Annotated in this window: 15 protein-coding genes and 3 pseudogenes; 11 read left to right on the forward strand and 7 right to left on the reverse strand. The window is 68.2% G+C overall.

Annotation, left to right across the window (positions count from 1 at the left end):
• Positions 1-669 precede the first annotated feature (669 nt).
• The gene (locus JHN63_RS14165) at positions 670-1,251 is read left to right on the forward strand and encodes a DUF4383 domain-containing protein (protein WP_200680203.1); all 582 of its coding nucleotides are present in this window, start codon (positions 670-672) and stop codon (positions 1,249-1,251) included.
• A 131-nt stretch (positions 1,252-1,382) separates the two neighbouring features.
• Here JHN63_RS14165 and JHN63_RS54645 read toward each other — a convergent pair whose 3' ends face one another.
• Positions 1,383-2,420: a MerR family transcriptional regulator gene (locus JHN63_RS54645; RefSeq protein ID WP_200680284.1), complete on the reverse strand. Its 1,038-nt coding sequence runs from the start codon at positions 2,418-2,420 to the stop codon at positions 1,383-1,385.
• A gap of 14 nt (positions 2,421-2,434) precedes the next feature.
• Complete coding sequence (locus JHN63_RS14175) at positions 2,435-2,923, reverse strand: SRPBCC family protein (RefSeq protein ID WP_267953759.1); 489 nt, start codon at positions 2,921-2,923, stop codon at positions 2,435-2,437.
• A 542-nt stretch (positions 2,924-3,465) separates the two neighbouring features.
• On the opposite strand from JHN63_RS14175, the gene JHN63_RS52625 reads away from it, so the two are divergent.
• The gene (locus JHN63_RS52625; protein WP_234476641.1) at positions 3,466-3,879 is read left to right on the forward strand and encodes an SDR family NAD(P)-dependent oxidoreductase; all 414 of its coding nucleotides are present in this window, start codon (positions 3,466-3,468) and stop codon (positions 3,877-3,879) included.
• A 141-nt stretch (positions 3,880-4,020) separates the two neighbouring features.
• Positions 4,021-4,694 (forward strand): annotated as a pseudogene (locus JHN63_RS14185) (DUF2071 domain-containing protein); the annotation flags it as partial.
• Between the two features lie 75 nt (positions 4,695-4,769).
• On the opposite strand, the gene JHN63_RS14190 reads toward JHN63_RS14185, so the two are convergent.
• Positions 4,770-6,098: a glycosyltransferase gene (locus tag JHN63_RS14190; protein WP_200680207.1), complete on the reverse strand. Its 1,329-nt coding sequence runs from the start codon at positions 6,096-6,098 to the stop codon at positions 4,770-4,772.
• Positions 6,099-6,467: 369 nt separating this feature from the next.
• On the opposite strand from JHN63_RS14190, the gene JHN63_RS14195 reads away from it, so the two are divergent.
• Positions 6,468-8,351 (forward strand): glycosyltransferase family 4 protein, encoded by a 1,884-nt coding sequence (locus JHN63_RS14195; protein WP_200680208.1) that lies wholly within the window; start codon positions 6,468-6,470, stop codon positions 8,349-8,351.
• Between the two features lie 404 nt (positions 8,352-8,755).
• On the forward strand, positions 8,756-9,343 hold the full coding sequence (locus JHN63_RS14200) for an RNA polymerase sigma factor (protein ID WP_200680211.1): 588 nt from the start codon (positions 8,756-8,758) through the stop codon (positions 9,341-9,343).
• A gap of 208 nt (positions 9,344-9,551) precedes the next feature.
• Here JHN63_RS14200 and JHN63_RS14205 read toward each other — a convergent pair whose 3' ends face one another.
• A complete protein-coding gene (locus JHN63_RS14205) occupies positions 9,552-10,169 on the reverse strand; it encodes a dihydrofolate reductase family protein (RefSeq protein ID WP_200680213.1) in 618 nt (205 codons plus the stop codon).
• Between the two features lie 76 nt (positions 10,170-10,245).
• Entirely contained in the window at positions 10,246-11,193 is a 948-nt protein-coding gene (locus tag JHN63_RS14210) for an AraC family transcriptional regulator (protein WP_234476614.1), read from the reverse strand.
• A gap of 475 nt (positions 11,194-11,668) precedes the next feature.
• Here JHN63_RS14210 and JHN63_RS14215 point away from each other — a divergent pair, with 475 nt between their 5' ends.
• The 4 genes and pseudogenes from JHN63_RS14215 to JHN63_RS14230 all read left to right on the forward strand — a co-directional run.
• On the forward strand, positions 11,669-12,484 hold the full coding sequence (locus JHN63_RS14215) for an oxidoreductase (RefSeq protein WP_200680223.1): 816 nt from the start codon (positions 11,669-11,671) through the stop codon (positions 12,482-12,484).
• An 89-nt stretch (positions 12,485-12,573) separates the two neighbouring features.
• On the forward strand, positions 12,574-13,389 hold the full coding sequence (locus JHN63_RS14220; protein ID WP_200680234.1) for an oxidoreductase: 816 nt from the start codon (positions 12,574-12,576) through the stop codon (positions 13,387-13,389).
• 298 nt (positions 13,390-13,687) lie between these two features.
• Positions 13,688-14,278, forward strand: coding sequence for a TetR/AcrR family transcriptional regulator (locus JHN63_RS14225; RefSeq protein WP_200680236.1), 591 nt, complete (start codon positions 13,688-13,690; stop codon positions 14,276-14,278).
• A gap of 288 nt (positions 14,279-14,566) precedes the next feature.
• Positions 14,567-14,820, forward strand: a pseudogene (locus JHN63_RS14230) (IS1380 family transposase); the annotation flags it as partial.
• A 194-nt stretch (positions 14,821-15,014) separates the two neighbouring features.
• Here the strand turns inward: JHN63_RS14230 and JHN63_RS52630 are convergent.
• Together JHN63_RS52630 and JHN63_RS52635 are read right to left on the reverse strand one after the other, a co-directional pair.
• Positions 15,015-15,260, reverse strand: a complete 246-nt coding sequence (locus JHN63_RS52630; RefSeq protein WP_234476646.1) for a hypothetical protein — start codon at positions 15,258-15,260, stop codon at positions 15,015-15,017.
• 250 nt (positions 15,261-15,510) lie between these two features.
• Positions 15,511-16,662: pseudogene (locus JHN63_RS52635) on the reverse strand (class I adenylate-forming enzyme family protein); the annotation flags it as partial.
• Between JHN63_RS52635 and JHN63_RS14240 the strand changes: the two are divergent.
• Positions 16,651-17,259 (forward strand): TetR/AcrR family transcriptional regulator, encoded by a 609-nt coding sequence (locus tag JHN63_RS14240; RefSeq protein ID WP_200680242.1) that lies wholly within the window; start codon positions 16,651-16,653, stop codon positions 17,257-17,259. The pseudogene JHN63_RS52635 and the gene JHN63_RS14240 overlap by 12 nt on opposite strands.
• A complete protein-coding gene (locus tag JHN63_RS14245; protein WP_200680257.1) occupies positions 17,256-18,878 on the forward strand; it encodes a CocE/NonD family hydrolase in 1,623 nt (540 codons plus the stop codon). Before JHN63_RS14240 ends, JHN63_RS14245 begins: the two co-directional genes overlap by 4 nt.
• Positions 18,879-19,084 lie beyond the last annotated feature (206 nt).

The raw sequence follows: 19,084 nt of genomic DNA on the forward strand, positions 1-19,084 counted from the left end.
CACGTCACATACCGCCCTCTGAGATGTCCGCTCACCCGTCCCTTGAGGCCTCCCGTCCGGCGCGCCTGGCAGGACAGGCGCCCCTGATCACGTCCACGTACGTCCGTACGTCTCCCCTTCCGCCCCGCGTCGTGCGGTGGATGCACCCGCCTGCGAGGGCGTGAGGCCGGTAGGTGGTTCACACGACCACCGTTGATGTCGCTGGTCGCGGGAGGCAGGCGGGGGCTGCTCTCTCGGCCCGCTACTGGCGCGGCCCCCCGCCTCGGTTGCGAGCAGGGGTCGCACACCCCCGAGCCGGTCGACCGGGTCACCTCGGCCGCCGCCGACCTGGACGCTCTGCTGGCATGGATGGTCCGCCACGTGAAGCGCATGGCCCGGAATCACGAGGGCGCCATGTCGCACAGCCTCCTGATTCCGAACCTGATGCGGCCCATGACATCCGCACCGTCTGGCCGTGAGCCGCTGTCAGCGGAATTCCCCCGCCCACAGCGCAACGCCACATAAGCGAACCAGGTCGGCAGCGGCTGGGCGGCTGGTGCGCTGTTCGGTGGAAATTCAGAAGGAATGCAACCGTATGGTCGTTTTGGCGCGAATACGCCTTTGAGCGGTCGGCTCGGAGGCTGCTCCACGGAAGCCCGCGAAGCATTCGCGCATCGGAAAGGATTGGCCATGAAACTGAGCGACGAACTGCCTGTGGACCATCAGCTGGCCACGGTCTACCGGCACGGTGCCGCACTGTGCGGACTCACCCTGCTTGTCTTCGGCGTCCTCGGATTCGCCGATGAGCTGAGCCCGTTCAACACCCACGGGCGCCACATTGCCGGCATGTCGACCAACGGACTGTTGAGCGTGATCTCCGTCGTCGTGGGGCTGGCGCTCATCGCCGGCGGCGTTGTCGGCGGAAACCTTGCCTCGACACTCAACATGGTGGTCGGAACGCTCCTTCTCCTGAGCGGGTTCGTCCACATCTTCATCCTGGACCGGTCGGCCAACATTCTGGACTTCGGGATGACCAACGTCCTGTTCAGCTTCATCATGGGGCTGATCATTCTGACCTTCGGCATGTACGGGCGTGTATCGAGCAAGCTGCCGCACGACAATCCGTACTGGCGCCGTCGGCACCCTCGCGAATCCGCCCGCGAATCCCTCGCGCTCCGCCGCCGTGGCCAGGAGGAGGTGCCCGCGCTGCCCACTGGCGGCGCGATTGCGGGGCGCGCGCTTCCCGCGACGAATGCGCAGCGCGAGGGTTGATGACGTGAGCGACCCGGCTGGTTCGTCATCGCCGCTCTTCCGCGCCGCGTTGGGCGGGGACGACGAACCGGTGGAGTCGGATCGTGGCGCCGGCACCGCGCACCCCGGAAGCAAGCCCGGGCTACGGCGATTCAGGGGGTGGGCGACGTCGCGAGTCGTTCGCCGACGAGCATGAAGAGGGCTTCGTGCAGACCCTGGGGGCGCAGCAGACCGGAGTGCTGCGCCCGCCGCCAACCGGGGCCCGTGAGCAGTACCCGGCTCTGTGTGCGCGCCCCGCGGACGCCCCATCGGGTGGCGGCGACATGATGGGCCAGCGGGACGCTCGCCGTCGACGTGGACTGCGACCAAAGGACCACGGCACTCGGACCGACCCGCTGCACCGCGGCCACCAGGGCGTCCGCTGGGACATCGCCACCGAGCATCACAGTGGCGACATCCCGCTCCGCCAGAACGGCGGTGAGCGCTTCCAGCGGCAGTGTGTGCTGCTCGCCGGGCAGACAGGCCAGAATCACGGGCGCCGAGCGCGACGATTTCTGCGTGGCAACGGCACTCACGTAGAGGTGACGGAGGGTCGCGGAGATATGCCAGGACAGCAGGTGCTCCACCTCCACGTAGCGCTCGCCCGCCGACTGCCACTTGCGCCCTACGGCCTGCAGGGCCGGAGCCAGGATCTCCTCCCACGTCACGACCAGTCCGTGGCTACGCACCGCCGCGGTGAGCTGTTCCTGCACGGCGGCGCCGTCCAGCCGCACGGCGGCGCGGGCGAGGCCCTTGCACTCCTGGCGCACGTTTCCCAACGGCAGGCCGCTGCCGGACCGCGACGCGTACGGGGACGTAGAGCCGGACTTCGACGCAGTGATGACACCGCCCGGGGTCCCGACAGAAGGGGCGAGTCCGTTCCTTGCGTCGTGTCCTTCACTGTGGTTCCTGGCCATCTTCGCTGCCTCGCCCGGCGGGATGCCGGCGGCCGTCAGACGACACATCTCAAGGACCATGGCGACATCGGCGGATGTCCACCTGCGGTGGCGTCCCTCCACCCTGGTAGCGGGGCCGAGGCCATAGCGGCGATCCCAGGAACGAAGCGTGGTGGGCGACACACCCACCTGTCTGGCGAGGGAACCGGTGCTCACTCCGGCCTCCGGCGGCAGTACCGCATCCGGCTCGGTCACGTTCAGGTCGTCGGTCACTGGGGGTGACCTCCGCCCGAGGGCGGAACGCGCAGAGCACGGTCAACCGCCTGGGGCAGCCGCTCGGACACCTCGTCCCCGAGCCGGTCGAACTCCCGCTTGAGCAGCGGAGTGGCAAGCCGGGCCAGTCCGTTGAATTCGACGCGCGCCCGGTAGGTCAGCCGTGTCCGGCCGTCGTGCTCCTCGAAACGCATGTCGTCGGTCGAGGTGGCGGTCTTGTTGCGTCCCACGAAGGTCAGGTGATCGGCGTCGAAGCGGGTGAGCCGGTAAAGGAGTTCCGTACGGCGGCCCCAGAATTCCGAGAGGTTGTGCCACTCGGATCCCACCGACAGACCTCCGGTGTCGACCCGGTTGCAGGTGATGGTGCCCGGATCCCACAACTCCGCGTTCGAGAAGTCCGCGAGGAAGCCCGCCACCTCGCGCAACGGATGGTCCAGTGTCATGACACGCTCGACTTTAATCACAACTGCCTCCGCTTTCGACATCCCACCGCCGGAACACACGCTGGTCGCGGCATCTTCCTTTCTGCGCTGCTGCAGTCGACGGATGCATCAGTGCGCGATCGTTCAGAATCTGTCCCCTTGAGCCGGACCGGTCGTCGGACCTTGCCGATGGGACGGAGCCGGATGCGGTCTCGCCGGGCACCCGTGGGCGGCGGGTTCATCCCCTCCCGCCTCCACCGGTTGGTGCGAGGGCTTCCCGGCGCCCCACTGACCTGACCCGCAGGTGCCCCGCAGGCTGCATCCGACGGACGGCCGACCGCCGAAGCAGACACGTAGCACCAGGTCGGCAGTGGATTTGGGAGGCTAGGTATGGACCTACGGGGAGCAGGGGTCCTCATCCTCGGTGCCACCGGAGAGGTCGGTCGAACGCTGGCCGTCCGGCTGCATACGCTGGGCGCCCGTACTGCACTTGCCGGCCACGACAGCGACGTCCTAGCCGATGTCTCGGTGTCCTGCGCCGACGCCCCGCCCGCAGCTTCGACTCCTGGGACCTTGAGGCTTGTGCGAATACCGTCGGCTGCGCGCTGGCGGAGTGGGGCGGACTGGATGGTGTCGTCGTGCGCACAGGTGTCGCGGCCTTCGGAGCGGCCGGGGAGGTCGACGACGCCGCGGCCGAGCACGTGACGGTCGTCAACGCACTCTCCCCCATGCTGCTTCTGCGTGCCGCTTCGGATCAGGTCTCCGAGGGCGGCATCCTCGCCGTCGTCACCGGGGCCGTGGCCGTGACGGCACCCGCGCGGATGGGTGACTGCGTTGCCGCTCAAGCGACGTGGGCCAGCTGGCTTACGGCGCTCCGCCCCGTGCGGAGTCGCAGGCGCGTCGCGGTGCCGGAGATCAGCCTGGCCTACGTGAACACCGGTCTCGCCCCGCGCGCCGCCGTTGCCCGGGGGACTTCCTGCCGAGGAGGCTGTGGGGTGATGTCTTCGGGGCGAGAGTGATTTGGCCCGGCGCCGGTGCGGCGCTCGAAGTGGTGCGGTAGGGCAGGCCTGGAGAGAAGACGACCCGGCCCCGGCGCTTCGGCCCACCGGCCCTGGCCCGTGGAAGCGCTGGCAGGGCTGGCTCCCCGTCCGGTGCGGCGCGTGCTCTTGCGGCAGAGCTGGCGGGACCCGGTGTTCCTGCGCTGGGCTGCCGATCCGTTCGAGGTGGCCCGGCTGCTGCCGGCGGGCACCGTGCCCGACCTTCACCAAGGGGAGACGTATGTCGGCCTGGTCTTCTTCCGCATGGACAACCTCGCGTTCGGCCGGACGGCGGCGCTGCCCTATCTGGGGAGCTTCCGTGAGGTCAACGTCCGCCTGTACAGCCGTGATGCCGCGGGTCGGCGCGGTGTGGTGTTCCGGTCTCTCGACTGCGACCGTCTATTGCCGGTGCTGACGGCGCAATGGCTTTCGGCCTGCCCTATCGGTGGTCCCGCATCAGCAGCAAGTGGTTCGACAGCCGGTTGCTCTACAGCACGAAGCGGCGCGGTGGCGGCCGTCCGGGGGCACGGGTGTGGATGGACGTGGGGGACAGGCCCGTTGCGGCCGGGCCGCTGGAGGAGTTCCTCACCCAGCGGTGGGGGTTGCACGAGCAGTTCCTCGGCCGAACCTACTACTTTCCCAACGCGCACCCCTCCTGGTCCTTCTGCGAGTGCGCCCTCCTGGGGTGGGAGGACAGCCTGATTCCGGCTGCGGGCCTGTCGAAACCGCAAGGGGAGCCCGTCAGCGTTCTGTACGCTTCTGGCGTCCCGGTGCGCTTCGGACGACCCCGTGCCCCTGGTCGGCTCCGGCTCGGCTCTCTCCTGACCTGGCACCCAGCCTGTGGCGGTGGGACGACACCGGGATCAGCTCCGCTACGTCTGCCGGCCCATGGCTGCCAGCAGTTGACCGGCTGCCCACCGGGGACCGCGCTGTCGAACCGATACGGCCAGCTTGGAGACGTGTGGTTCCAGTGTGGTCCACGCTGTTTCCAGAGCGGCGGGGACAGAGGCCGGCGACAGGGTGTTCGGGTCGAGCACCACACCGGCGCCCGAACGCTCCGCGTCCCGTGCCACGGAGAACTGGTCGCTGGAGAAAGGCAGCACCACCGCGGGTACGCCCGCCCGCAGGCACTCGGTGAAGGAGTTGCTGCCGCCGTGGTGCACCATGGCGTCCACATGGTCGAGCAGCGCACGCTGTGGTACCGAACGTGCCAACACGACCCGGTCACCCGGAAGATCGGCCAGTGCCGCGGTCCGTTCGCCCGCCGCGACTACGACAGACATGTCCGGCACTCCTTCCAGCAGTCCGGTGACGATGGTGCGCAGGACATCGTCACGTGCGGACAGGAACGTGCCGAGGGCGACGAGGACGAGCCGCCCACCGTTGGTGCGCAGGTCACGAAGACGTGCGGCCCATTCAGCGTCGAGGGGGTCCGGGTCGGCGGCCATATGCCCGGCGAACAGGCGGATCGGCCCTGGCGGAGGTGTCGGCAGCCATGGGAAGGGCGGGTACGCGTAGACGACCGCGTGCGGAGAGCTGAGGGCGAAGGCCCTGCCCGGGGCTGGCCGGGAGGGTGCGTGGCGCCGGGCGAAAGCTGCGAAGAGTGCGGTGAAGGTCTCGTCGTTCCGCCGCGCCGCGGTACGCAGCTCCCGCAGATGTCGGGCGCTTGGGCGCAGTGCGCTGGGCCAGGCGTACGGGACACCGAAGTAGGCGTCGGGGCCGGTGAGCACGTAGCTGGGATGCCCGGGGCAGAAACTTGCGTAAGGCAGACCCAGGCAGTGCAGTGCCAGGGTCACTGGGTAGCTGAGCTGGTCCACTACGTACCAGTCGGGACGCAGCTCCCGGTCGATCGAGCGCAGTGCGTCGAGCACGTCGTCCGGGTCCGCGAGCATGTCCGCGCGGCGGTGACGGGCCTGAGTCAGGAGCGTGGATACGGCACCCTCTCTGGTGGAGTCGAGGAACTCCCGCAGGCGGGCCGCCTCCTGAGCGTCCTGTTCGGTTGCCTCGGCCACCCCAGTGTTGGCGTTGCGCGTCACGGACAGCGGCACGAAGCCCACCCCCGCCTGCCTGGCCAAGTGCTCGAACGGCGGCGCACAGGCGAAATGCACGTCCACCCCGTGCAGGCCCAGGGCACCCGCCAGGACCGACAACGGCCGGGCGTGGGACATGAACGGGGGACTGACGACAACGACACGCGGCATGGGCACCCTTCGGCCAGACGTCTTCCGCCCTCGACCGGTCAGGGCGAGGCGAGCGCATCGTAGGCGACGTGCGGCCAGGTCGCCCGTGTGGCGATGACCACCGTGGAGAGGCGCATCCGGAGGGCCGACACTTCCGGAACCACATGGGTCAGAGCCGTCCCCGAGACAGGAGAGCCCATGGCCGGCACCGGCTTCGCACCCGCTTCAGTGCCCCAGGGCCCTCGACGTCCGGTACACGCGGGCCACGGAGACCACGACGCCCTGGTGGCCGCCCGTACCGCGGTCTTCGACGGCTCTGGACGGACGGGACACGCGGCCTCTCCCGGAGAGTGCTGCTCCCCTCTCGTCCCGGAGGAGCTGGCAGGGTTGTTGGACGCCGAATACGGAAGGGGACCACGGGTCCTGTTGCCCGGGAACTCTCCTGGAGTCACCCGCCAAGATGCGGCTGTGGGGGCGCTTCGTCGTGCGGCCCGTCTTGGCACACCTCTGAGCCCGGAGGCACTGCTGGCGCACCGCGACGGCAGCCCGAGGCTCATCGCGGCCCTCACCGAACTGTGGCCGGATACGGTTCGCCGGCATGGCTCCCTGTACGCGCAAGAGGTATTGCGCACGCTCCTCACCGACTCGGTGGACGGACCGGCGGCGGGCTGCCTGCTTGACCTGGCGGTGGCCTCCGGGCTGCATCCCCTTACGCCGGCCGATGGCGCCGTTCTCGCGCGAAACAGCGTCCATCGAGCGGTGCGCCACTCCGCCTGGCGGTATCTGCACCAGACGCCGGGGGGCTCGGTCCACCTGCCCGACCCGGGCCGAGCCGCAGACGCCTACGAGCGGTCTCTGCTGGCGCCGCCGTTGCCCGTGCTCGGTCCGGACAAGGACGGGCCGTCTGGGCAGGTGGTTGCGCAGACCATGCTGCTGGGGCGACTGGACTCTCCGGGGCAGGGGATGAGCGGAGGACTGGCGGTGCTGCTCGGAGACCTCGGCGACCGGCTCGCCGAGACCGACGGGATCGCCGGCGTGATTACGGTTGTGGCGGCCGGGCACGACGACTTGACGGTGGACTCCAGGCTCGTCCACCAACGCCGTCCGGGCCACTGGATCCTGCGGCTTCCCGTGGACGCGCCCACGCCTCCGGCCCAGCCGGAGATGCACCGCCACCGCGCCGCGCTCACCTGGTGGGCGACCCGCCTGCTCGGTGGGATGCCGCGGCCTCTGGACGTCCTGCATGTCAGGTACGCCGACGACGGCAGCCTGGCACTCGCCGAGGCCGCCCAGCGCCTGGGGGCCGCGCTGATCTTCACGGCCACGCCCGATCCGCACCGTGATTTCGCCGCGCACCACACCATGCACGACCCGGCCGACCGGACGGCGGGGGAGGCACTCCGGCACGATCTGCACCGGGTATTCGTGGCCGATCGCCTGGTGGCCCGTGCCGACGCGGTCGTCGGCATTCCCGGACGGGGAGGTACGAGCGAACTCGTCCGTCATTTCCCCTGCCTGGCCCGGCTCAATGCGGGAGCCGGACCGAGTGCCCCGCCCGAAGGCATCGCCCCGTACAGGCCCGCGCCCGACGAGGAGGAGCGTCGGCACCAGGCGCTGGCCATGCTTTATCGGGACGGGGCACGCCCCGACTCCCTGGACCCCCTGGACCGCGGGCTGCCCCTCCTGCTGTCTGTGGGCCGACTCCACCCGGTCAAGCAGCAGGATCTCTTGGTCCGGGCCTGGGTTGCGACAGGGGGATACCGCACCACCACCCTGGTTCTGGTCGGCGGTAGCCCCGGCGCGGGCACGGCCGCCGAGGAGGAGGTCCGTCACCGCATCGACCTGCTGCTGGCCGAAAGCCCTCAGGCGAGTGGGCGCGTGGCGCTGCTGCCCGCTGTGCCCAACACCGAGGTACGCCGCCTCCAGCGTGCTCTTGCCCAACGGAAGGCGGATGCGTGCTCCTGGTACGTGTGCCCGAGCGTTAAGGAGGAGTTCGGGCTCGCCGTACTGGAGGCGATGGACGCGGGCCTTCCCGTCGCCGGGCCCCGGCGAGGCGGCGTCGCGCACTATCTCCGTGATCAGGTCAACGGAATCCTGATCGACACTTCCGACCAGGCAGGACTGATGCGAGGCCTGCGGCGTGTCGCGGCCACATCCGTCGACGACAGGCGCCGTTATGCAGCTGCGGGCAGGAAGCTGGTCGCGGAACGATTCTCCGTCACGCGTATGGCGGACGAGCTTGCCGACGAATACATCGCTTTGCGCAGCCACTGAGGGGCGCGTCGCAGGCACCTGGGCGGAGTCGTAACACGTGGTGTACGGCAACGAGCCCCCGCCCAGAGCCATCCCGCCTGCGCGTTCCAGGTTTGGCCCGATCGCGCGAGCCGTGACCCCACGCAGCGGCCGGGCAGGCTGCCACCGCACACGGATAGCGGGGCCCGAGCGTGTGGACTCCGGGGCAGGTGTTTCCCTTCGACTCCGCACCCGTACTCCGCGCTAGTCGGCACGCCGATCATCATTCCTGCCCGCGGCATCCAAGAGTTCCGTCGGCCGCGTAGCCACTTCGCCCATTTCGATGCAAAGACGATGCGAGTTGCCCATCTTGCATCGAATCCGCACCGTAGAGGAGACACAGTCGCCAGCGGCAGCGACCATCAGGTCCAGGCGAGGAGCAGGCCATGACGACCGCAGTACAAGTCAACGCGGCGATCGACGAAGGTGCCCTAGTGAAGGGGTTCCTGAACGGCGACGAGGCCAGCCTCGAAGCTGTGCACCGTCGATGGGGTCCTGTCGTGTACTCCCATGCCAGACGCTCGACGGGAGACGCGAGGGAGGCCGAGGACATCACACAACTGGTGTTCTTCGCCGCATGGCGGGGGCGAGCCGGATTCGCGCCCGAGTGCGGCACTCTTCCTGGCTGGCTCCTGGGTATCACCCGCCGAAAAATCGCCGACGCCCTGGCCGCCCGCACACGGCGAACTGAGCTGGTCGACGCCGCAGCCGCTCAACTGCTGCTGACGGTGACCGACGAGGCCGTACGACCGGAGGCCCTGCTCGACCGCGTTCTGCTGGCCGACGAGTTGTCCCGGCTTCCCAAGCATCAACGTGAGGTGCTGAACCTGGCCTTCTACGACGATCTCACCCAAACTCAGATCGCCGAACTCACTGGTTGGCCCCTGGGGACCGTCAAGAGTCACGCGCGCCGTGGGATGCACCGACTGGCGTCCCGCCTCCGGCCGGATGCCGGCCGTGAACGCGCTGCATGACGACACTTAGCCTCAAGGCCGTGACTCTCTTGGTGATCTTGGGTGGGTCAGGTGATGGTGAATCCTGCTGTGGTGCGGAGAGTCTGAGTTGAGAAGCCGTATTCCTGATCCGACGGCGCCGTGCTGGATGACGGCGCCGACGCGGTCGTCTGGTGTGACGCCACGCGCCGCGGGCCGGGCACCTGCATCCGGGCCCAGATGAGCTTGACTAGCGGCGCACCTTGAACTTCAGGTGCAGTACCCGGTTGCCCTGGACGACCACGTGGGGATCCTCCAGCTGCTGCTGCCCGTCGAAGCTACCGAAGAAGCGCTTGCCCGATCCGAACACCACCGGCGCCACGTCCATCGCGACCTCGTCCACAAGACCGGCCGCGAGGATCTGGCCGCCTACTTCGCCGGCGCTCACGGCGACAACCCGGTCACCGGCGAGCTCCTGGGCCTTCTCGATCGCGGCCTTCACGCCATCGACGAAGTGATACGGAGCCTCAGGGTGCCAGCCCTCGGGCTTAGGCCGGTGGGAAACCACGACCACGTGGTCGCCCGCGGGCGGCTGGCCCTCCCAGCCGTTCATCAGGTCGAAAAAGATGCGGCCCATCACGATCACGCCGATCGAGTCCCACACCGGCTGGACGTACGCCGCCGATGCACGGGAGAGCTTGAAGCCGTCTCCCCCCTCGGAGTGGTCGTGATCCCCGTCCCCGGCGCCGGTTTCCGTAAGCTTGGTGTCCCCGTTGAAGTACCAGTCGTGGAGCGGACCGACTCCGTCGTTCTTGTCGGCAATGAAGCCGTCCACTGACACCACGTTGTGCATGATCACTGCGCCCATCAGGGTCCCCTATGACGTCACTTTGAGCGGACGGGTCCGATGTTTTCAGCCCGGAGACAGCCGCGCTTGTAAAAAATCACTCAACGGGCATCGGGCCACCAGGCTGCGAGAATCCCTGCTCCGCAGTGAACCGGCGCCGCAGCGCCACGTACTCCGTGGGAGTGCGGCCGGTGAAGTCCTTGAACTCCTTGCTGAAGTGGGCCTGGTCGAAATAGCCCGCTGTGAGCGCGAGCTCCGACCAGTCGACCGGGCCCAGGGAGTCCACGGACTCGATCAGCCGCGCGAAGCGGTAGATCCGGGCAACCCGTTTCGGAGTGACCCCGACATGAGCCTTGAACTGCGCCGCCAGGTGATTGCTGCTCACCCCGGCGGCATCGCTCAGCGCAGCGACCGGGATCGCGCCGTGCGAGGCTTCCAGCCACCCGCCTGTGTGCTGGACCAGGTCGAGACCGCGCGCCGGCGCCTCGACGAGCCGCGATCGAAGCTCTCTCTCCAGGACCCGCAGCGTTGCGGCGGCCGAAGCGGCGTCGCCGACCTGGTTGCGCATCCGGTCCACGGACCGATGCCAGAGGGCGTCGACCGGCACCCACCGGTCCCGCAGCTCGTTCGCCGGCACCCCGGCGAACGGTGACAATCCCCAAGGCTTGAAGTGGACCCCGACGAGGTGTATCCGCGTGGGGTACTCAAGGACGAAACGCCTGGTCCACAGACCCATGAACCACCCATCCGTCAACTCTGCCGGAGGCACCGACGGGTCGGAATCCCACAGGTGTGCGGGCTCACCCAGATTGATGTACAGGTGCGCCGACGGCATCGGCGAGACGCTGATCCGGCGATGGCCCGGCACCCCGGTCAGGCAGTAGACGTCGTCGATGAACCGGTCAAGCGGCGGGGCGGGCACCCGGCCGACGTAATCCATGGACCCAGTATCTCCGACGAGGGTTTGGCCCGCCTCAAGCGGAGCGGGGCAGCCTTGCCGCTGTCCAGCGGCCGCAACGACACGCGCGCGACTGGCGAGCGACATCGCAGCTCTGCTGGACCTGCCTAATGGTCACTTTCTGTTAACAACGACTGTGGGTAGTTACAGCTATTCAGCCTCCGACTTTAGAGGACGTCCCGTCCGCCTCTTCGGCATCCGCCCCAGCATCCCCGTGAAGTACGTACAGATCGCGCACCCGGACAAGGCCCTGCCGCGGATCCGCTGACCGGGCGACACCGCCCGAAGAGGGAGATAGGCCGCGCCGGCGTCCGCACGGCACGGATGACCTGCGCGAATGAAGCGGATTCAGCGGGCCGCTGATGCGGTCGTCGGCCCGACTGTGGGTGACGCCCTCGGTTCCGGCTCGTCGTCTACTCATGGCCTTTCCCGTACTGCACCCCACGTTTCCCGGATCCCTCTCCAATCACCGGACGCGACCACTTGCCATCGACCGGCGACCATTCTATGTTCGTATGAACGTAAGGCATACGGACGTACTTCAAAATCGAAGGAGCTCGTGATGGCGACAACTCGGCCGGTGGCACTCGTGACAGGTGCTTCCACTGGAATCGGAAAGGCGGCCGCCCTCGCGCTCGTCGCAGCGGGTTTCGAGACGGTGGGAACGAGCCGGAAGACATCGGGAGCCGACCGCCGCGACGGCGTGACGTTCCTCGCCCTCGACGTAGGCAGCGACGATTCGGTCGCTGCCGCGGTCGAGCAGGTGATCGAGCGGTTCGGGCGCATCGACGTCCTGGTCAACAACGCGGGCATCGGCTCCTCGGGTGCCGCCGAGGAAAACTCTCTCGCGCAGGCCCAGCGTCTCTTCAACATCAACGTCTTCGGTGTGATGCGCATGACCAAGGCCGTTCTCCCGCACATGCGGACCCGGGGAAGCGGGCGCATCATCAACATCTCGTCCGTCCTCGGGTTCCTCCCCGCGCCCTACATGGCCACCTACTCGGCGTCCAAGCACGCGCTGGAGGGGTACACCGAGTCCCTGGACCACGAGATCCGTGAACACGGGGTCCGGGCCCTTATCGTCCAGCCTGGCGGTACCAAATCGTCGTTCGAGGCGAACACCGTCGAGCCCGACATGCCCATGCACATCTACGCGGAGCAGCGGCGGATCGCCGACCAGGTGGCGCTGGCGGTCAACGAGGGGGGCGACGACCCCACCATCGTCGCGAAGGCAATCGTCGCGGCTGCCACCGACTCCAAGCCGAAGGCGCGGTACACCGCCGGCCGGAGCGCCCGGCTCCTCAGCGCGGCGCGCCGCGTCCTTCCCGCCGGGGTCTTCGACGGACAGATCCGCAAGGCCAACAAACTTGCCGGCTGACGCGACCACTCGCTACCGGCCGACAACCACCGCGTAGCCGCATGAACGTAAGACATGCGGACGTACTTCAAAATCAAAGGGAGACCGTGATGACGACAACCCAACCGGTGGCGCTCGTGACGGGTGCCTCATCGGGGATCGGAAAGGAGACGGCCCGCGCCTTCGCCGCGGCGGGCTTCGAGGTGATCGGAACCGCCCGCAGCACCGCGCGGATCACCGCGCCCGCCGGGGTGACCTACCTCGACCTCGACGTGACCAGCGACGAATCGGTCGCCTCCGTGGTCAAGCAGGTGATGGACCGGTTCGGGCGCATCGACGTCCTGGTCAACAATGCCGGCGTCGGCGCCAACGGCGCCGCCGAGGAGTTTTCCGTCGCCCGGACCCAGGAGGTGTTCGACGTCAACGTCTACGGCATCATGCGGATGACCAAGGCGGTTCTGCCGCACATGCGCGCTCAGCGGTGCGGACGCGTCATCAACGTCTCCTCCCTCAGCGGGTTCGTCCCCAGCCCGTTCATGGCCATCTACACCGCGACCAAGCACGCGGTCGAGGGCTACTCCGGGTCGCTGGACCACGAGGTCCGCGAGCACGGCGTCCGGATCCTGCTCGTCGAGCCCGGCCCGATCAACACCCCGTTCGGGGACCACAGCGTGCAGGGCGACACCCCGTTGGCGCTTTATGCGTCGGGACGGCGCACCTTCGACGAGGTGCTGGCGAAGAACACCAGCGGCGGCGATGATCCCGCCACCGTGGCCAAGGTGATCGTCGCGGCGGCCACCGACAAGAAGCCGAAACTGCGGCGCACCGCCGGCTCGACGGCCGCAAGCATCGGCGTGCTCCACCGCGTCCTTCCGGCCCGGATCTTCGACCGCATCGTCCGCAGGTTCAACCGGATGCCGAAGTGAGGACGCGAGGGACGGGCGGTCGGCGAGAACCCCGCCCCAGGGGCTGAACAGCAGCAGGTCACCGTCGGCCGGGCACGCCAACAGTCAAGGCGGCGGTGACGGTGCCTCGTTGGCGCAGTGATTCAGTGTCGCGAGGGGTGACCGGCTCGAAGCTGGAGCCCTGGTATGCCGAACAGAGAAACAGACGGCGAGAGGTCGGCCGCTGCTGTCGACTTTTTGGATTACGTTCGCAATATCATAGACTGGCGGGACCGGTGAAGGGCAGCTGGCCCATCCGGCCGGCGAAGGAGTGTGTGCGGTGGTGCGGTACGCAAAAGAGCACAAGTCGGAGACGAGGCGGCGGATCATCGAGACGGCGGGCCGTCGGTTCAAGCAAGACGGTATCGACGGCTCCGGCGTCTCGACGCTCATGAAGGACGCGGGGCTGACCAACGGGGCCTTCTACGCGCACTTCGAATCCAAGGACGACCTCGTCGCCACGGCAATCGCCGACCAGTTGAAGGTACAGGCCGAGAGCGTCGTCGCGCAGGCTGCGCCTGGGCGGGCCGGACTCGAGCAGATTGTGCGCGCCTACCTGTCGCCCCTGCACCGCGACAGCCTCGGTGACGGCTGTCCCAACGCCGCTCTGCTCGACGAGATCGGGCGCTGCACCGACACAACCAGGCAGGCGTACACCGACGGCGTGCTGGTCCTCATCGAGGGCATTGCCGCCCGCATGGCGCCCGAGGCCCCGTCCTCCGCACGCGTGAAGGCGCTCAGCCTCCTCGGCCTGATGGCCGGGACGCTGCAGCTTGCCCGCGCCTTGACCGACAGCCAACTTGCTCAAGAACTCCTCGATCAGGGGATGAGCAACGCCCTCGCCCTGCTGGACGCCGGGCAGCGCGTCTGACGCGCCGCACCGCTATTCGCGGGCTGTGGATTTCGGAGGAGCAGCCCGATGCCGTCAGGTTTTCTCCCGTTGGCACTCGGCCGACGCCGCCGGTCCCATTCTCGACGCCGACTCCCCGGCGGGGGGACAGACGATCGGTACACCCTCGATGAGGGAAAATGAGGACCTGATGAGTGCCCTCCACCCCGATCTCGCACTACTCGTCGTTTCGCCTGGGTACGGCCGGCTCTGGGGCGGAAACGCGAAAGTGCCTTCCTGACCTGGGACGATGAACCTTGCTGAGGGGTTCTGTCCGTCCAGGCGGAGGGCACTTTCTACGTGCAGGCAATCGGATTGCGTCCCAAGGCCCATGTCAGTGCCGATGGTTCGGGGTGGTCGGGCCTGCCGGGGCACGGCCGCTGGCGGATCTCGCTGACGCCACAGGGCTGACCGCCGCGTACTCCGCCGCTCTCAGGCCGCTTCGGCCGCGCGGGACCGGGCACGATCCGGGCCGGGTAGCCACCGACCTGGCGGTGATGCTCGCCGACGGCGGTGAGACGATCTACGAGACCTGAAAATTAGGACATTGGCCCTGTCGCTGCACCGGGGCGGTTCAGCGCGCAGGGACCTCGGTGCGCCTGGACGGCAGGGGAGTGCTTCCAAGCCGCGAGGAGCGACTGCGGCCTGGACCGGTACGAGGTGCGCCGCCATGTCGGCTGGTACCGGCGCATCACGCTCATGATGTTCGCCCACGACTTCACGGCCGAGGCGTTTCTGGTGGCTCGCTGATGCTGATCAGTTTTCGGCGCATGATCTTTCCGGTGGATGTCTTGGGCAGGTCGTCGACGAACTGGAGCATCTGGGGTCGTTTGTAGGCGGCCAGTGAGTTTCCGGCGAAGGCGAGCAGTTCGGCCTCGGTTGTGGTTGCCCCGGGGGCCAGCACCACGTAAGCGCACGCCAGTTCGCCCTTGACCGGATCCGGCACCGGGCCGGCGGCGACCATGGCGACAGCGGGGTGAGCTGCGAGGACCCGTTCTATCTCGGCGGGGTAGACGTTGTACCCCTCCAGTGATGATCATGTCCTTCCGGCGGTCGACGATGAAGGCGTGTCCGCTGTCGGCGATCAAGGCGATGTCTCCGGTGTGCAGCCAGCCGTCGGGCTCGATGGCTTCCGCGGTGGCTCGGGGGTCTCCGTGGTAACCGAGCATGACAATCGGCCCGCGGACCATCAGTTCGCCGGCTTCGCCTCGGGGAGCGTCACGCGTGACGTCCGCCAGGTCCGCGACGCGCACTTCGACGCCGGGCAGTGACACGCCGATCGATCCCGGTACCGCTGGGGCGTGGAACGCGTGTGTGGTGCCCAGGCCCGCTATCTCGGTCATGCCCCACAACTCGATCAGCGGAGCGCCGGAGCGGACCTGCCAGCGTTCGACTGTCGACAGGGGGGTGGTCTGTACGCTGACAGTGCATCGGGTCAATGACGACAGTTCCGCCTGCTTCAGCGTCGGGTCGGCGAGCATCATCGCGTACATCGCGGGTACGCCCTCGAACATCGTCGCCGAGTACTCCTCGATCAGGCGCAAAGCCGCACCCGGGTCGAACCGCTCCATCAGGACCACGCACCCGCCGGCCATGAACGTCCCGTTGATCACCACATTGCCGTAGACGTGCGCGGCGGGCAGCGCCGTCACGACGACGTCGGACGAGGCCCTCGCATGCATCGTGGCCGTGAGGGCGCAGTTGAGCAGGACGGCCCGATGGCTCTGCACGGCACCCTTCGGGTGGCCGGTCGTGCCTGAGGTGTAACCGATCGTGCAGGCTGCGGCCGGATCCGGTGCGGTGAGCGGTAGGGGCCCGTCGGCGGCGAGGAGATCGGTGAACCGGACGGCGCCGTCGGGTGCCCCGCCGAACGCGACGACCGTGCGAAGGAAAGGCAGGTCGCGGCTGACGTCCAGGACCCCGGGCGCCTGCTCGGAGCTGGTGAAGACGGCGACGGCCTCGCAGTCGCGCAGTACGTACCCGAGCTCCACCGGGGTGAGCATGACATTGACCGGGTTCACCACCGCGCCGGCCTTGAGGGCGCCGTGATAGGAGGTCACCCACTCCCATCCGTTCTTCGCGTAGAGGGACACCCGTTGTCCGGGCCGCACGCCTCGTTGTGCGAGTGCCGCCGCGCCCCGGTCGCTTGCAGCGTCGAGCTCGCAGAACGTCATCGTGCGACCGGGCGTGACGAGGGCGACCTTGTCGCCGTACCGTGCCGCCGCGCGGCGAACGATGCCTGCAGGTGAGACCACGTCGTCCATCTGCGCTCCTTGTCGATGCCGAGTGGAGGAGTACCTCGAACACTTTTTTACACACTTGAGTATTTGGAAACAGGTGGGTATTTTCATCCCATGCAGAGTCATCGGTCAACCCATTCCGCGCAGGATCGGCGAGTTCAGCGGTCGCGCTCGGTTCTCCTTGCAGCCGCCGTTCGCCTGGTGGTGGAACGTGAGACGACCGACATCGCGGTCACGGACATCACCGACGCGGCCGATGTCAGCCGCAAGCTCCTCTACCTGCACTACACGGACCGGGACGGGCTGCTCGTGGCAGCCGCGGCCGACCTGGTGGAGCGGGAACTGTTCCCGCGGGTCGACGAGTCGCCCGACGACCTGCGTGCGCAGGTACTGGTGCTGGCGTCCCACTTCGCCGAACGCAGGGTTTTCTATCGCGCCATGCTCACCGGCTCGTGCGCCTTCGCGATGACCAGGACGCTCAACGATCTGTTCGGCTCCCTCAATCAAGCGTTTGTTCGAGACCTGTATGCGGGTCTGGACAAGCAGACAGTGGACGACCTCGCTGCCTTCTTCACCGGAGGGGCGAGCCTGCTGCTCAACGAGTGGCTCGTCGACGGCGCGGACCCGCTTCGGCCACAGGACCTGGCAGACCGTCTCCTGCGCGTCGCCTCTGTCCTGGCCCCTGCCGCATCCCCCGCACCACAAGGAGATCGCCTTCCATGAACCTCTCCAGTCGGCTCACCCAGCGCCTGCAGCACCTTCCCCCGCCGACCACCCGTGACCTGGTCGTCGAGCACGATCTGCCGGTGCCCGTTCGCGATGGCGCCACCCTGCTCGCCGATCGCTGGTCCCCGGCCTCGGGCGGCGACGGGCTGCCGACGGCCTTGGTACGCAGCGCATACGGCCGGGCCGGTGCGAACGCGGCCCAACTGGCCAGGCCGCTGGCGGAGCGGGGCTTCCAGGTGGTGATCGTCAGCTCCCGCGGAACCTTCGGCTCGGGCGGGTCGTTCGACGCGTTCCGTTGCGAACGCGAGGACGGGCTGGACACCCTCGACTGGGTGGTGAAGCAGGCATGGTGCGGCGAATCCATGATCCTGGTCGGGGGCAGCTACCTCGGCTACACCGTCTGGTCGGTCGCCGATCAACTACCGCCTCAGGTCAAGGCCATCATCCCAGCGGTGTCCGAATCGGGGCTCACCCTGGACTGGCTGCCTCCTTCCGGCTTCAGCCTGGAGATCCCGTTCCTCTGGGGCACCCAGGTCGCCGAACAGGAACGCCCGCGCGCCGTGCTGCGCAACATGTTGGGCGAGCGGAAGAAGCTTCGGGCGATGCGCACGCTGCCGCTGAGCGAAGCCGACACGGCTGTGCTGGGGGAACACGTCGACTACGTACAGAACGTTCTCACTCACGACGCCGACGATCCGTTCTGGGCGCCCTTGGACCATCGCGAGCGGGTCGCCGACATCACCGTGCCTGCCAGCCTGATCGGCGGCTGGTACGACTTCTTCCTCCCCGGCCAGCTCCGTGATTTCCGGACCCTGCAGGAAGCCGGGCGCCCCGCCCGGCTCACTGTCGGGCCGTGGCCGCACTTCTCCCTCCCACTGGGCGGCCAGATGGTGCGCGAAGCCCTGACATTCGGGCTCGCTCACGCCCAGAACGAGAACCCGCCGGAGCGTGCGGCCGTGCGGCTGTACGTCATGGGGGAGAACACCTGGCGCGACTTCGACTCGTGGCCGCCTGAAGAATATGCCCCGCAGCGGTTCCATCTCCATGCCGACGGCCTGCTCTCGACGGATCCGTCCGGCGAGTCCACTCCCGACAGCTACCGGTACGACCCGTCCGACCCCACCCCGGCGGTGGGCGGCGCGCGGATGACAGTGACGCAGCGGGCAGGCCGCGTCGACAACAAGGCATTGGAGGCGCGACCGGACGTGCTGACCTACACGACAGCCGTCCTCGATCAGGACGTCGAGGTCATCGGCGAGGTCGCCGCCGAGATCTGGTTCCGGTCCAGCCTGCCTTCGGCCGACGTGTTCGTCCGGCTGTGCGACGTGGACGAGCGCGGACGGTCCTTCAACATCTGTGACGGCCTCACCGCCCTTGTCGACGCCGATCGGGCTCACTCTGCCACCGTCGGGATGTGGCCCACCGCGCACCGGTTCAAGCGAGGCCACCGGATCCGGGTCCAGGTCTCCAGCGGCGCCTTCCCCCGGTACAACCGCAATCCCGGGACAGGGGAACCGCGCGCCACCGCGCACACCCTCCGCTCAGCCGACCAGCAGGTATTCCACGACCCACAGCATCCGTCCGCGATCCTGCTGCCCGTACGACAGGTCGATTGAGGCGGTGCGGCAGGCCTGGCGGCCGGCGCGGCGACGCCCTGGACAACCGGCTCACGGAATCCAGATCGGCCTGCGGGTGCCGTCTGTCGGCGTTGGTCACCTTCGGACGGCCCAGGGACGGCCCAGAGATAGTGCGGGACAACGCGTTGACCTGGCTGTGGAGCCGGGGTGTGATCACCCTATGGGTTCCGGCAACAGCGCGACGG

Origin of the sequence: Streptomyces sp. MBT65 (assembly GCF_016612545.1) — a bacterium.
GTDB lineage: Bacteria > Actinomycetota > Actinomycetes > Streptomycetales > Streptomycetaceae > Streptomyces.

What these genes read in the sequence shown, in the direction of transcription:
- JHN63_RS14220 (WP_200680234.1), top strand. Translation starts at nt 12,574, where the DNA reads ATGACGACAACCCAACCGGTGGCGCTCGTGACGGGTGCCTCATCGGGG.
- JHN63_RS14205 (WP_200680213.1), bottom strand. Translation starts at nt 10,169, where the DNA reads ATGGGCGCAGTGATCATGCACAACGTGGTGTCAGTGGACGGCTTCATT.
- JHN63_RS14240 (WP_200680242.1), top strand. Translation starts at nt 16,651, where the DNA reads ATGCAGAGTCATCGGTCAACCCATTCCGCGCAGGATCGGCGAGTTCAG.
- JHN63_RS14245 (WP_200680257.1), top strand. Translation starts at nt 17,256, where the DNA reads ATGAACCTCTCCAGTCGGCTCACCCAGCGCCTGCAGCACCTTCCCCCG.
- JHN63_RS14190 (WP_200680207.1), bottom strand. Translation starts at nt 6,098, where the DNA reads ATGCCGCGTGTCGTTGTCGTCAGTCCCCCGTTCATGTCCCACGCCCGG.
- JHN63_RS14215 (WP_200680223.1), top strand. Translation starts at nt 11,669, where the DNA reads ATGGCGACAACTCGGCCGGTGGCACTCGTGACAGGTGCTTCCACTGGA.
- JHN63_RS14200 (WP_200680211.1), top strand. Translation starts at nt 8,756, where the DNA reads ATGACGACCGCAGTACAAGTCAACGCGGCGATCGACGAAGGTGCCCTA.
- JHN63_RS14210 (WP_234476614.1), bottom strand. Translation starts at nt 11,193, where the DNA reads ATGTCGCTCGCCAGTCGCGCGCGTGTCGTTGCGGCCGCTGGACAGCGG.
- JHN63_RS14165 (WP_200680203.1), top strand. Translation starts at nt 670, where the DNA reads ATGAAACTGAGCGACGAACTGCCTGTGGACCATCAGCTGGCCACGGTC.
- JHN63_RS52630 (WP_234476646.1), bottom strand. Translation starts at nt 15,260, where the DNA reads ATGGTCGCCGCCGGCCCGGTGCCGGATCCGGTCAAGGGCGAACTGGCG.
- JHN63_RS14175 (WP_267953759.1), bottom strand. Translation starts at nt 2,923, where the DNA reads ATGTCGAAAGCGGAGGCAGTTGTGATTAAAGTCGAGCGTGTCATGACA.